This window comes from Rhizobium sp. L43, assembly GCF_002531725.1.
Classification (GTDB): domain Bacteria; phylum Pseudomonadota; class Alphaproteobacteria; order Rhizobiales; family Rhizobiaceae; genus Rhizobium.
Genome location: NZ_NWSQ01000041.1, coordinates 25,270 through 38,384 on the forward strand (window position 1 = coordinate 25,270; position 13,115 = coordinate 38,384).

9 protein-coding genes and 3 pseudogenes are annotated in these 13,115 nt (G+C 59.7%); 5 read left to right on the forward strand and 7 right to left on the reverse strand.

What is annotated here, in order from left to right; translation table 11 throughout:
• From sctJ to CO667_RS32045, 4 genes are all read right to left on the reverse strand, one after another.
• Window positions 1-825: a type III secretion inner membrane ring lipoprotein SctJ gene (gene sctJ / locus CO667_RS32030; RefSeq protein ID WP_088396738.1), complete on the reverse strand. Its 825-nt coding sequence runs from the start codon at window positions 823-825 to the stop codon at window positions 1-3.
• Window positions 822-1,298, reverse strand: coding sequence for a hypothetical protein (locus tag CO667_RS32035; protein WP_096771917.1), 477 nt, complete (start codon window positions 1,296-1,298; stop codon window positions 822-824). The genes sctJ and CO667_RS32035 overlap by 4 nt, the downstream gene beginning before the upstream one ends.
• Before the next feature lie 50 nt (window positions 1,299-1,348).
• Window positions 1,349-1,606 carry a hypothetical protein gene (locus CO667_RS32040; protein WP_088396736.1) on the reverse strand — a complete coding sequence of 86 codons (258 nt, stop codon included), beginning with the start codon at window positions 1,604-1,606 and terminating at the stop codon, window positions 1,349-1,351.
• Between the two features lie 298 nt (window positions 1,607-1,904).
• The gene (locus CO667_RS32045; protein ID WP_245424633.1) at window positions 1,905-4,445 is read right to left on the reverse strand and encodes a hypothetical protein; all 2,541 of its coding nucleotides are present in this window, start codon (window positions 4,443-4,445) and stop codon (window positions 1,905-1,907) included.
• 25 nt (window positions 4,446-4,470) lie between these two features.
• Between CO667_RS32045 and CO667_RS36075 the strand changes: the two genes are divergently transcribed.
• The gene (locus tag CO667_RS36075; protein WP_239621120.1) at window positions 4,471-4,758 is read left to right on the forward strand and encodes a hypothetical protein; all 288 of its coding nucleotides are present in this window, start codon (window positions 4,471-4,473) and stop codon (window positions 4,756-4,758) included.
• Between the two features lie 212 nt (window positions 4,759-4,970).
• Here the strand turns inward: CO667_RS36075 and CO667_RS32050 are convergent.
• Window positions 4,971-7,218 (reverse strand): annotated as a pseudogene (locus CO667_RS32050) (hypothetical protein).
• Between the two features lie 622 nt (window positions 7,219-7,840).
• Between CO667_RS32050 and CO667_RS32055 the strand changes: the two are divergent.
• From CO667_RS32055 to CO667_RS32065, 3 genes and pseudogenes are all read left to right on the forward strand, one after another.
• Window positions 7,841-8,410 (forward strand): hypothetical protein, encoded by a 570-nt coding sequence (locus tag CO667_RS32055; protein WP_096771921.1) that lies wholly within the window; start codon window positions 7,841-7,843, stop codon window positions 8,408-8,410.
• A gap of 51 nt (window positions 8,411-8,461) precedes the next feature.
• Entirely contained in the window at window positions 8,462-9,295 is an 834-nt protein-coding gene (locus CO667_RS32060) for a hypothetical protein (RefSeq protein WP_342588543.1), read from the forward strand.
• A 426-nt stretch (window positions 9,296-9,721) separates the two neighbouring features.
• Window positions 9,722-10,752 (forward strand): annotated as a pseudogene (locus tag CO667_RS32065) (type III polyketide synthase).
• A 221-nt stretch (window positions 10,753-10,973) separates the two neighbouring features.
• Here the strand turns inward: CO667_RS32065 and CO667_RS32070 are convergent.
• Both CO667_RS32070 and CO667_RS32075 read right to left on the reverse strand, forming a co-directional pair.
• Window positions 10,974-11,680, reverse strand: a pseudogene (locus tag CO667_RS32070) (phosphoketolase); the annotation flags it as partial.
• 193 nt (window positions 11,681-11,873) lie between these two features.
• Window positions 11,874-12,500 (reverse strand): pyroglutamyl-peptidase I, encoded by a 627-nt coding sequence (locus tag CO667_RS32075; protein WP_096771919.1) that lies wholly within the window; start codon window positions 12,498-12,500, stop codon window positions 11,874-11,876.
• A 237-nt stretch (window positions 12,501-12,737) separates the two neighbouring features.
• On the opposite strand from CO667_RS32075, the gene CO667_RS35680 reads away from it, so the two are divergent.
• Window positions 12,738-13,115: hypothetical protein (locus tag CO667_RS35680; protein ID WP_210200710.1), on the forward strand; the 378-nt coding region annotated here is incomplete at its 3' end.

Here is a 13,115-nt window from a genome sequence, read left to right on the forward strand (position 1 = left end):
TCAGCGCTCCTTCCGCTGCGGAAACAGCAGCAGCAGGCATGCCCCGATGGCGAGGATGATGGCGCCGATCACGGCAAGATTGGGGCCTTTGAAAGCCGAGAGAGCGCTTTGCACCATCGAGGATGGCGCTGTAGCGGGCGCCGGCGTCACGGTTGCCGCCGGGGCCGGTGCCGCCGCTACCGCCGCCGGCGCGCCGACCTCCGACCAGGGGCTGACCACCACCGAGACATCTTCGTAAGAGAGATCACGGATGCTGTTGACCAGAACGGACCGGCTCTTCATGTCGATCTCGTTGAGATTGGCGCCGGGGCGATATTGCAGCACGGCCGCTGCCCTCGCCTTCTCCTTGATGAGCCCGCGGCCGTTCTCCTCCGGCAGCACCACATGGACGCGCGCCGTCGCCACGCCGTCGAGCCCGGAAAGCGTTTCGGCAAGCTGCTGCTCGATGGCGTAGCTCATCCGGGCTTTCTGTTCGTAAGGTGTCACGAGGAAGCCGTTGCCGGCAAAGAGTTCGGCGACATTTCCAAACGACTGACGCGGCAGACCGGCGCCCGCCAGCAGCTCGATCGCCCGGGCATGATCGGTTGATTCAGCGGTGATCGCATAGGTCCCGCCCTTTTCGCTCTTCATGGTGACGGAAATGCCGGCGCGTTCGAGCAGCACCTGGGCATCCAGCGCATCGCGCTGATCGAGCCCCGTGAGCACGTCCTGGCTGCAGGCGGCGAGGAACAGGCAGAGGGCAAGCATTGCGGCCTTCGGAAGGACTTTGCGCGCGGGCGAAGAGATCGATGATCTCGAAAGGGCCGATGTGATCATGATGTTCACTGGCCCTGCGTCAGCCGTTTGGATGACGACATCACCGACTGGGTGAGCGACGACAGCAGCGTCGTGCCGGTTGCGAATTGCTGTGATTTCTCCAGCCGGTCGATTGATGTCGTGATGTCTTCGATCTTCGGGCCGCTCTGATCCTTGTCCGCGGTAAATCGCACCAGCGGCGTCTCCGGCTGGCCGATTCCGGCCACCGGCATGAAGAAAGCCGACAGCCGGTCGAGAATGCTGGAGGGCGTGGTATTGCCTTCCGGTGAATAGGAGGGCAGGACGGCGTCGGACTCAGGCGCGATCTTGCGGCCCTGGGTATTGGGAATGGAGGTGAGCTCGGTTGGCCGAATGCCAGCGAAATCCGCCGGCTGCAACCCGATCCGCTCCGCCACGATCTCCGAGGTCTTCAGGACATTGCCCGTCGATACGCCATCGAAGGGCGGCGTGAAGGCGCGGCCGGAAAGTACTTCTCCACTCATTGCAATTCCTCAACTCGGTACATGTCAACTGCAAACGATGAACAGGAACGCTACTCGTCGCTGCCTTCGTCGATCGCCTCCTTGGCGAAATTGAAAAGCGAATTGTTCAGCATCAGGGTGTTGGAAATCATGCCCGGCAGAAATGCGTCCACGGCAGCGGAGAGAACCTCGCTCTCGCTGTTCGGATCGACCTTTTTCGTCGTGCTGCCGGTGGTGCCTGTGGAACCCGTCTTATCAGTCGTCAGCTCCACCGAGACAGGGTCTGCAGGCGCCAAGTTCAGGTCGGAATTCACCGCATCTACGGCCATATGAGCACTTCCATCAAGGAATTTATCAAAATGAATGCATGATTTGATATGGATAAAAAAACGGCTGGTCAATTGTTTAAACTTAACCGATGGTTAATTTCCAGAACGTACAGTCGGCTATGATAAATTTAGCGATCTTTATATTAAAATGGAACGTTTTGTCCATAAAACGCAGCAGATATCCAGATTGCGCATGAAGTTTATACTTAAATTTGTTCGAATGTTCACAGGCCCGACCGCCTCTACGCCAACGGGCCTGTGAACACTCAGATATTTGGTGTTGCGAACGCGTCCCGGATCAGCCCACCGCCGTACCGCGGCGCTTCTCGACATCGGCGGTGATCGCGTCCCAGTTCTCAGGCGTAAGCTCGCGCTGTTCCGGGTCGCGGGGCGCGGGGGTGACGCCGCCCTTGGCGCCGACGATCGGGCCGGTCTTGGCGTAGATGCCGACCGTGTCGTTGACCGTGCGCTTGAGCATGTCGTTCATCATGTCGGTCTGCTTGTGGAAGGCCTTTTCCTGCTTGATGCTCTGGTAGATGGTAAAGCCTGACCAGGCCGCCCAGGACACCGCGCAAGCAACGGCAAAACCGAGCGAGAAGGCGCCGGAGACCAGGGCAACCGTTGCACCCGTGCGCCCGAGGAAGGTGGAGTTCACCAGCATGTTGGCAACGCCTGCAATGCCTTCGATCGCGCCGACCGTGTCCGCTACCGTTCCGATACCCATGAAAATGAGATCGACCGGGTCGCCCTTGCCGCTCGTGAGCCCTTGCAGGAACTGGTAATATTCCACCGGCAGCCAGGCGACCCCGGCAACGGCGCCGACCGTCGTCCCGGTATTCTTGAAAAAGGCGGAGAGCACGCTGCGTTGCGCCCGCGCCAGTTCGTCGGAGACGCCGACGAGCGAGCCGATCCCATCCAGCAGCGAAAAATTCGAGGCTTTGATCGCCGAGCCGAGCGCACTGCCCATATGCGCCAGCGCACCAAGGGCGTGCAGAACGACGATGCCGATGCTGTCCCAGGTCGGGCTCGTCATGTTGAGGCCGGCATAGATGGACCGGGAGGCGGTGAGCACCGACATCACGCCGGAAGAGAGCGCCGCCTTGTATTTGACCGGATCGACCCCCGCTGGCACTGCCGTCGCAGTCTTGTCGATCAGCTTGGCAAGGTCGGCCTTGATGGTTTCGACGCTGCCGCCCGGGCGCATCGTCGCCCAAAGCGCGGTGAAGATCGTCGTGAAATTGGTCTTGTATTGCGCCATGGCCTCGGCATTGCCCTTGAACAGTGTTTCCGCCAGCGCATCAAGGCTCGGAGCGATGATCTTCTTGATCGCCTCTTCGGCGGTCTTGCCGTCGACGATGATCGGATCGATCACATCCGTTCCGGGCATCAGCGTCTTCATCAGCCCCGACATGGAAAGTCCCATGTCCTTCAGGCTGGATGTCAGATATTCGCTGTCGATATAGGGCAGATCGAGATTCTGGATGGTCTTGCTCCAGCCGTTATCCTTGGTGGCGAACATGCGCTCGGCGATCCAGGCGTCGCCGCCGCTACCGGCGAAGAAGCGTCCGTCGCCTGAGCCGTTGGCGGCAATGCCCTTGCCGGCCAGCCCGGTGCCGATCATGATCGCCGCCATGACGTCGTTGAACGAATAGCTGGCGAGATTGCTGGAGGGCAGCGGCGAGACGCTCTTGTCCCACTCAGCATTGGCCGACATCTTCGAGACAAGGCTGGCGCCCATGACGAGCCCTTCGAGCGCGGTCTGCACCGCATGGCGGTAGCCCCAGACCTCCTTGCCACCGGGGGCGGCCAGCTGCGAGGTGATGCGCTCCAGATTGCCGGCAAGATCGCCGACTCCGATTTCTCCGGCCCCGATCTTGTCGAGCAGCGGGCCGAGAAGCGCCTTCACATCGGCCTTGAACTGATCGCGCACCTCGGGGCTGTCTCCCCCGTGAAACTGGTTGGCCATCGCCTGGATGGTCGGGTTGAACAGGTGGGTGATGTTGTTGGGCACGGTGCTGCCGAATTCGGAAGCGGCAACCTTCTTCAAACCGTCGAGGTCGATCTTGAGATCGGGGAACAGACTGCCGCCGAGCCCGAGCGACTGGTCGAAATCCACAACCGGCAGGATGGAGCCGAGCCCCTTCAGCTCCCGCTCGGTCTTGTTGCCGGCCAGTCCCATGCGGATCAGGCCATCGAGCGCCGTCGTCGGATCGGAGATCGTCGGCAGCACGTTCTTGTCGAAAAATTCGGCATAGGTCTTGTCGGCAATCGCCGAGCGCTGCTTTACGAAATCGTCGGGAAGCACCATGGAATAGAAGCCGAGGGCGGCATTATATTCCTTGAGAATGGTGGTGACGTCCTTGCCGGATTTCAGGCCGTCATTCAGCAGGCCGCCATTGACGATGTCGCGCTCAAAGGCATCCTCGACCTTCGTACGCAGGTCCTTCATCTTCTCGTCACGGGTGATCGTGTCGTTGATGATCTCGAAAGCGTCCTTGTTGGTATCGGCCGGCGCGACGCGATAACCGGAGAAGATCAGCTTGAGGGCCTTCAGCGCCTTCTCCGTCATCTGTGAGTTGACGTCGGCGTCCGAGCCCAGGATTGCAATCGACTTGTCGAGATCCTTCAGGATCTCCTGGTCGTTGTAGATGCCGCGCTGGTTGTCGCCGAGGCTGTCCTTGTATTTGCCGAAGGTCGCCTTAGTCTGAAGCAGATCGAGATACATGATCAGTTTCTGCTCGGCGGTGTAATTCTGAGGGTTTTTGACGACGTCGATGCTCTCGAAGGACTTGTCCTTGTCCTTCAGCCCTTCCATGAAGCCCTGATTGATCTCGCTCATGAAATCGGAATTGAACAGGAGATCGATGACCGGCTGGATCGGTGCGGTAGGGCTGGAATCGCCATTTGACGTCGCGGCCTGCGCAACGAACTTCGGGCTACTCGTCTGCGCCGATGTGGAGGAGAGAATCGTCAGGCCTGCCGTCGTCGTCCCGTCAGAGCTAAAAGGCGATGCCTTCTTGACCGTGCTCGCGGTCTTGTCCTGGCTTGTCGAATTTTCGGACTTCGGATCGGAATTGGCGTTTAGCCTGAGAAATGAAACCGTATCGATATCCGAAGATGCTGGTGCGATGGATGACATGCGTTCCCTTTGATTTTCTTGTCCGCTTTTCGCGGATGAGGTCGTTTACCTTACGTTAGGCATAAGATCGACCTTTGCGCGATAATTCAAGCCCGATCGCGACATCGCGGTTGCATAAATGCAGCGACCTCGCGCGGGGAGATCAAATCACATTTTTACCGAGGCTCGCAGGGCATTTCCCAGGCTTTTCCGGGGTGGCGGTCATCGTTGCCGCCGACTATGCCTTTACCAGATGAATGACGGATCCGGCCGGAATTCGAGATGCACGGACTCGCCGGTGTAGCGCTCAAGCTTCTCGTTCAGCTGCTTTTCCATCTTGTCGAGCTTCTTCACGCCATTGGCCATATCCCACAGGCCAAGTGCCAGCCCGACGGCCGAGGCAACGAGGCCGGTGACCAGTCCGGCCGCCGCAAGGCCGGCTTTGGCGGCGTTGCTGAAGATGGTCACCACTTCCGGCGCCACCGTTTCGAGTCCGGAAAAGGCGCGGGACATGACATTGGTCAGATAAAGCATCGCTTCGGAGAAACCGATAAGCGCGTTGCCGGTACCGGCAATGCCGCCGATGATTTCGAGCGCGCCCTTGGCGCGGTCGCCGGTCTTCATCGTCCGCGACGCCAGATAGAAGCCGAGGCCGGCCATGGCGAGGCCGCCGGCGGCACCGAGAATCTTGCCCGCCGCTTCCATCGTCTTCGGCGAGAAGCTCATGGAGATCCCCTTGCCCCAGCTGCCCGGCTGATTGCCGAAGGCGCTGAACGGCTTGCCGGCAACGTCGAGGTTCTTGCCGAGACCCTCCATCGTCATGCCAACGATCTGCGTCGCCGAGCCGACCGCAGCGGCGATATCGGCCGGCGTCCACTTGCCGCCCACACCGAGGCCGCGCGCCACCAGCACGCTCGACATGCTGAGCATCTGGACCGCATGGACGAGGCCGGCCTTGTACACTTCGGCATCGATGCCAGCAGGTGTGCGAGTCTGGCGCGGCAGGTCGAGCGAATCCTTGAAGGAGGCGACCGCGGCGTCGAGCTTCATGCCGCCGCGCACCATGCGCAGAACGCCGTCAACGTCGCGTGCTATGTCCTGCGCCAGATTCTGTTTCAGCGTTTCGCCGCCATCTGCCGGGCCGTTTTTGCTGATGAAATCCTCGGCGAAGGTGTTTGCCAACTGGCTGATGGCGTCATTCGTTGCGCCGGGCACAAATGTGTCATCCGGACCCGACAGCAACTGCTCGAGATCGACACCCTGGCCGTCGCCGATATAATGTTCCTTGATGATGTTTGAGAAGGTGACGTTCGCGGCGTCGAGATGCGCGTCGATATAATCCTGGGGCAGGAGATCGACGAGCGTGTTGAGTTCGGAATAATAATCCTTCAGGGCATCTTCGAAGCTCTTGCCGGCGCTCAGCGCCCGGTCGATCGCCTTGCCGCCGCCGATATCGATCAGATAGGCGTCTTCGATGTTGGTGAGCAGATCGGAATTCTCCGGTTGCTGCAGATATTCCTTCATGCCGCTTGCGAAGATATCTGAGAGATGCTGCTGCGTCGCGGGATCAGCCGTCAGCTTTTCGATCCGCGCGTCGAGGTCCTTGCCGACGCGCTCGCCATCGGGCACGCTGTCGCCATACTGGTTCATATAGCCGTTGAACTGCTGTTTGATCTCGATGAGATCGTAGAGCAGCGTTGCCTTCTGTTCCGGCGCCAGCTGGTCGAGGTGGTCCATATTGTGGGGCGCCACGAAATCCCGGTTCACGTCCTTCACGGCGTCGCCGAGAATGCCGTATTTGAGTTCGTCGAGCTTCTTCAGCGTCGGCTCATAGGCGGTCGACGGAGCGTAACCGCGCAGCACCTTGCTTTCCAGGATGTCTTTCTCGTCGATCGGGCGCTCCACGACCGGCTCGATGGCATCCGAACCCGACATGACAAGGTCCATCTTCTTGAGGCTGGATGTCAGATAGTCGCTGTCGATATAAGGCAGATCGAGACTTTGGATGGTCTTGCTCCAGCCATTATCCTTGGTGGCGAACATGCGCTCGGCGATCCAGGCGTCGCCGCCGCTGCCGGCGAAGAAGCGTCCGTCGCCTGAGCCGTTGGCGGCAATGCCCTTGCCGGCCAGCCCGGTGCCGATCATGATCGCCGCCATGACGTCGTTGAACGAATAGCTGGCGAGATTGCTGGAGGGCAGCGGCGAGAAAACCGTCGAGGTCGATCTTGAGATCGGTGCCCGGGTCGGTTTCGGGCGTGCTCACCTTTGCATCGACCAGGATCGCGGCGCCGCCGCGTTTGCTCGGCGTAAACCCGACGAAGCCCCGCGCAGCGGAGATGTCGAGTGCCTGCCCGTTGCCGCTCGGCGCGATCTTGCGTATTTCGCTGGCGTCGATGGTTTTTGCCGATGCAGAACGGCCGGTCACGTCTTTCTGGCCGAGGTCCACGACCAGGGTTTCGACCTCTTTCGATTCGCTGCCAACACGTTCCAACATGATTTCGTCACTCCTGATCGACGGCCGCACCCTGAGCGGAGGCCCGGAAAGCCTCGTTAGGTCAGAAGTTTTTCAGTGATGTGACAAATGGGACTATTCGGAGCGGCATACCCAACTCATCCCTCGCCTTGATGGGAATCGAACCGTTGAACCGTGATTTGGCAAAATGAGATCTTGATAGAACAGCTTGTGTCGAGATTATATGATTCTCTAGTTTCGACATGTGGGGTCGTCATCCAACCTTTGTTTCATCATGTCATAACAGCGGTGGCAATCACCTCAGTGAAAGCCGAAAGCTGGTCAGGGTTTCCCTTAGGTTTCTCGCGAAATGTATGCGTTATCTCGAGCTAATGCCATTCCGCTTTTCCCGCGATTTTAGATATTATTTGGGGCGGTGCCGGCGAGAGATTGGCCAGGCGCCTTTGCTTCGGCTGGAAATCTGGTCTTGATCAATTCGGAAACCCCTCGATCATCATCATCTACCAAATCGCCCAAGCACTTACTGTGAGGTACATCGAGCTCTTTGCTCCAGACGATCAACCCTAAGGGCGATGTCCACAGATTTGACAGGACCAATTGCTTTAGGCTAAGTGTCCTCAGTCCTAGGACAGAGGACACTATTATGAAGAGCCAAGATATCGTCGTCCTGCTGAAGCTGGTAAGCCTGCAAGATCAGGAACTCACCAAGGGCATCGATCGGTTGCGATCGGAATCCGTGGGGGGAGATCCATATTCCGTTCGGAACCTAGAAGCGCAACTCGGGATCAGCAAGACCGAAATAGCGCAGTCGATCAAGCGTAGTGTCGCATCAGGCATCGCGCGAAAAGACAACAGCAGGAACGAGCCTCGGCCAAGCCGAAGGAACCTGTTCGGCTTCATTACCACCGGGCTAAAGTTCGTCTTCCCCGCCCAAGTTGGACCGATGCAGCGCGGCATACCGACTGCCTTCGCCGCACCTATGCTCACGGAACTCCTGATCAGCGGCGGGACGTACAACTACGTTTGGCCCTATGCCAACGGAAGGGAGATGGGGCAGGCGGTGGAGCCGCTCTTCAAGACCGTGCCGGACGCAGTCCTGAAGGACGACGCACTCTACGAGTACCTCGCGTTGGTCGATGCGATCCGGCTCGGGAACCAGCGGGAAGTTGGTCTCGCGACCGACCACCTCAAGTCAAGGATCATGAGCAAATGACAGCGATCCGCGCTCAACTGCTGGAAATGATGAAAGCCGTTGCCTCGGCCCTTGGCGAAGACCCGCTCGCGCCTGGTCTTCGTTGGCGGATGCACGACCGCGCTATTCATCACTGATCCGGTCACGCTCGAGGATGTGCGTGCCACAGATGACATCGACCTGATCGTTGACCTGGCGGGCCTTCCTGCCTGGGCACAGCTCCAGGAAGAGCTTCGACAACTGGGCTTCATGGAGGCCGCTGACGAGGCGGTGATCTGCCGCATGCGTCTCGGCAAGCTCACGGTCGACGTCATGCCGGATGATCCGGCTATCCTCGGATTCGGAAATCGATGGTATGCGAGTGGAATCGAGACGGCACAGCATTACCAGCTCTCGGAAGACCTCACGATCCGGATCCTGACGCCGCCAATGTTTCTTGCGACGAAGCTCGAAGCCTATGCCGGAAGGGGAAACGGCGACTTGATCATGACCCGTGACGCTGAAGACATCCTCCTTATTGTCGACGGCAGGGAGGAGCTCCTTGCCGAGGTCACGGCGGCCGACAACGACGTTCAAAATTTCATCGCCGGACAGTTTCGTGCGCTCCTCGATCAAGCTGACTTCGACGATTTCCTCGATGGCAATATCCGCGGGCCCGCGATGCTCATTGTCTGTCTCCAAGATTTCCCGTTGCCACCCCGAAGGGCAAGCCCCCTCGGGCGAAGCCTCCCCGGTCTTTCCGGGGGAATGGCCTCTGACATTCCCCCGGACAGAAGGGGAGGGCGAAAGCCCGCCCCGCGGTGGCGAACGGGACTGTCAAGCGGCGTGGCGCGGAAGGCGGGAGATCTTCTCGGGTCCGCTCTGCGGACTGGCGCGGAAGATGGACCGGCTTCACGGGCCGCTTGACGGGCCTGGGCGGCGATGTCATGGGGCGAAACAGACGGAAGCGGCCCGGAACGGGCCTCGTCGCCAGGCGCGTCAGCGACCGCTGGACAAGCGATCGTCACCGGGATCGGCGGAGACGGCAGAAAGCCGGCTCCGTGCCATCGGCATAGAGCGCGATCCACTCGATAAGCGGATGGCCCCTTTTCACGTCGCAGCGATTACTCGTTCGGTTTCAACCTGAAGCACACGTTGAGCGCATTGACGTGGATCAAGGCAGACACGAAGCCGCGGGAGGCATTCTTCGCGCGTCGTCGTCTCTGAAGCCTTCCGACGAAGTGCGGCGTCAGGCTCGCCCGCATTGCAACCTTATTGAGGATCAAGGCGTACGGTTCGGTCTCGTCCTCGCGCGGCGTACCAAATTCTTCCCGCGCCGTCGCAAGGAGTCTTATGCAGCATTCCGTCAAGCTGGTATCCGTCGGTACCGCCGTTCCGCCACATGTCATCGACCAGCGTGACGCGGCGCGAGCCTCGCACGCCGCGTTCTCATCGCGATTTGGCGATTTCGAAAAGCTGGCAAGGGTGTTCGAAACCTCGGGAATTCGGCGCCGCTATGCCGTCCGGCCGATCGAGTGGTATCTCGAGACGTCGGGATGGCCCGAACGAAACCTCGCTCACATCGAGGGCGCGAGTGCAATGTTCGTCGCCGCCGCCAGCAAGGCTCTCGCGTCGGCGGGCCTTGCAGCAGGCGATGCCGACACGATCGTAACCGTCTCCTCGACTGGTATTGCGACACCTAGTCTGGAAGCGAGGGTAAGCGGCGAGCTGGGCTTCCGGGACGATGTCGAACGGGTTCCCGTGTTTGGCCTCGGCTGTGCCGGCGGAGTCTCTGCGCTTTCAATCGCGTCACGGCTGGCGGCATCCCGGCCAGGCTCAGTCGTTCTGGTGGTCGCCGCCGAGACCTGCACGTTGGCATATGGACAAGCTTACGAAGGCGAACATCGTGGCGACCGCCCTCTTCGGCGACGGGGCCGCCGCCTGCGTGGTGCGTGCCAGTGAGACCGGTCTGGCCGAGGTCGAACTTGCAGGCCAAGCATACGTGGCCCGACACGCTAGACATCATGGGATGGAGCGTCGATCCGGAGGGTCTGGGCGTGATCTTCGACCGTGCGATACCATCGTTCGCCGAAACTCATGTGCTGAAGGGCGTAACGTCCATACTCGCCCGATCAGATCTTACTCCTGCCGACGTTGACCGGTTTGCGTGCCACCCCGGAGCCTTGGAATCGGCGCTTAAACTAAGCCAGGGAACCCTCGACCAGGAACGTGAGGTGCTCTCGGACTATGGGAACATGTCCTCGCCAACCGCGCTGTTCGTACTCGAGAAGCTTCTTGCGCAAGGACTACCCAGGAGAACTGTCCTGACGGCGATGGGACCGGGCTTCACCCTTAGCTGCCTCTCGTTGACGGCTGCAGCATGATCCGGCGATCATTCTCTACGACGTTTTGGGATCGCATCGTCTGCAGAGCGAAAACGACTCGAAACAGGCTGAAGCTGACGCTGCAAAGGCTGCGCTTGCCGTTGGGACACCCCAAGTCGAGCGAGGTTGCCACCTCGCACTCGAATCCTCTCTCCTGCGTGCCAGCGTGGCTGCGGCAGTATGCGGTGGCAGTCGCTACCCAAATCCGGTCATCGGTGGCGCTAGGAGGAGCGTGCCCAGCGCCAATTCTGGATTTCCGGCATGTCTTCTCCACGCTCCCGCACGAACGCCCGGTGCTCGTCGAGCTTTGCATGCAGGTCTGCCACCACATCTGGCACCTTCTCGGCGAGATCGGGCACTCGCGCGATCGCCTCGAGAGCGAGATGATACCTGTCCAGCTCGTTCAATACGGTCATGTCGAACGGCGTCGTCGTAGTTCCCTCCTCCACGAACCCGCGCACGTGGATGTTGCCGTGATTGGTGCGCCGGTACGTCAACCGGTGGATGAGATAGGGATAGCCGTGGTAGGCGAAGATGACCGGCCTGTCCTGCGTAAAGATACTATCGAACCGTGCATCATCGAGGCCATGAGGATGCACCTTCGGACCTTGCAGCGCGAGTAGATCGACGACGTTGACCGTCCTTATCTTGAGATCTGGTACCGCCGCGTGCAGCAGCATGACGGCCGCGAGGTCTCCATAGTCGGCACGTCGCCCGCACATGCCATCACGACGTCCGGCGCGATTGTATTGTTTTCGAAGCTTGCCCAGTCCCAGACGCCAATGCCCTCTTCACAATGCTTCACCGCCTCGTCGATCGTAAGGTACTGGGACTCCGGCTGCTTGCCGGCAACGATCACGTTGACGCGGTCGTATGTCTTCAGGCAGTGATCGCCGACCCACAGGAGGGTATTGGCGTCCGGCGGTATGCTGCTAATCCTATCTCACTGCGGGCGTCGGTCACTGCTGGGCACAAAATGGATGACGAGTTTTCCCTGCCGTCCCGCCTCCGCCCATGCGCGGGGTGCAAGTTCCCGTTGCGGTGGTCCAAGATCTGATCGCCTGCGCCTCCCACGTGAACCACGGGGGTCATCCGTCAACGCCGAACCACAGCCGTGCAGTTCAGCACTCATCTAGATACATCCGGCATGCCAGCAGTAATTTTCCGATGGCTGCTAGATGCCTGTCCCGTTGCGGCAAATCGAAATGCTCCTGTATCGTCACGGGATAAGCCCAAGGTATATGGACAAACAGGGCCTTCGCGGTCGACGCCACTTCGTCTAAGCGTCTAAGTACGCGGTAATAGATATAGTTACAGACGTAGTAGCCCGCGTTGTTCGACACGCAATAGGGGATACCAGCCACCGCCAGCTGCGCTCCGACACGTTCAAGATTGACAGAGGTCCCGTATGCGCGGGGGCCGCCATCGACAATCGCGACTCCACTGCGAACCTCGCCGCGATTGTCCGCTACGCCACAATCGGCTACGTTGATGGCAAAGCGCTCAAGCTTAAGCCTATCTGTCGACACAGACAGGCCAAGCATTAGGATTAGATCTGCGTCCAGGGCGAGATCGAGGCTTCGCTCGAGCCAGTTGTCGACTCCCGCGTATGAAGTTGGAAGGACCGAAAACTCGATCAGATCGAACAGGTCGTTTGGGGGATGCCGTCTTAGGCTTTTCAAAATCTCTTCGGATGGGTTAAACGGAAGCCCGGCAAACGCGTCGAATCCGGTCACCAGCGCTTTCATTGCGGATCCCTCCGGAAACAATCTCTTCGCTCGACGGCTCGGTTCCCCCAATCCTTCGCCCACGTGGACCGTTGCAGCAGGCGGGCTCGCGCTCCCGCATCAAGGTCGAGTCGGGTGGCCTCGTGTTTCACACGGCTCAATCCGAGCCAGAAATCCCGCCGGAACTTAGGGCAGAGCATCAATGGTCTGACCGACCGGAAATAATCGTTCCAGCTCTTGATCCGCGCAGGTGCATAGATGCCCCTAACCTCCGCACGTGCAAAGGAGTTCCAACATCTCTATCTGCAACTCAGGCGCCTGTATATTAAAGATGGCGTCCTCGATCTCCACAAATCGCACACCGGAGGCTATTCCGTCTACCGCGAGGATATCCAGCCAAGCCTTGACCAAGGTAATTCGAATGCCGCAAAAGTGTTGCACGAAGTCGGCCTGCTCCCCCAAGGCGAGCCAAGCTGCCGCTTTGTCCGCGTTTCCGAGCAGCGCCCTATTCACGGCGATCGCATGCACCATTTCTGCGGTGCATGGCGCCGTCACCGCCCGTCACCATTCGCGGCAGAAGGTACTGGCTCTGGCGTGCCGTTGACCAAGACGGCTTCGTTCTGGACGTTCTCGTGC

Coding starts and splice junctions, on each gene's coding strand:
- CO667_RS32045 (WP_245424633.1), bottom strand. CDS start 4,445: ATGAGCGAGATCAATCAGGGCTTCATGGAAGGGCTGAAGGACAAGGAC.
- CO667_RS32040 (WP_088396736.1), bottom strand. CDS start 1,606: ATGGCCGTAGATGCGGTGAATTCCGACCTGAACTTGGCGCCTGCAGAC.
- CO667_RS32075 (WP_096771919.1), bottom strand. CDS start 12,500: ATGAAAGCGCTGGTGACCGGATTCGACGCGTTTGCCGGGCTTCCGTTT.
- CO667_RS32055 (WP_096771921.1), top strand. CDS start 7,841: ATGAAGAGCCAAGATATCGTCGTCCTGCTGAAGCTGGTAAGCCTGCAA.
- CO667_RS32035 (WP_096771917.1), bottom strand. CDS start 1,298: ATGAGTGGAGAAGTACTTTCCGGCCGCGCCTTCACGCCGCCCTTCGAT.
- CO667_RS36075 (WP_239621120.1), top strand. CDS start 4,471: ATGACCGGCTGGATCGGTGCGGTAGGGCTGGAATCGCCATTTGACGTC.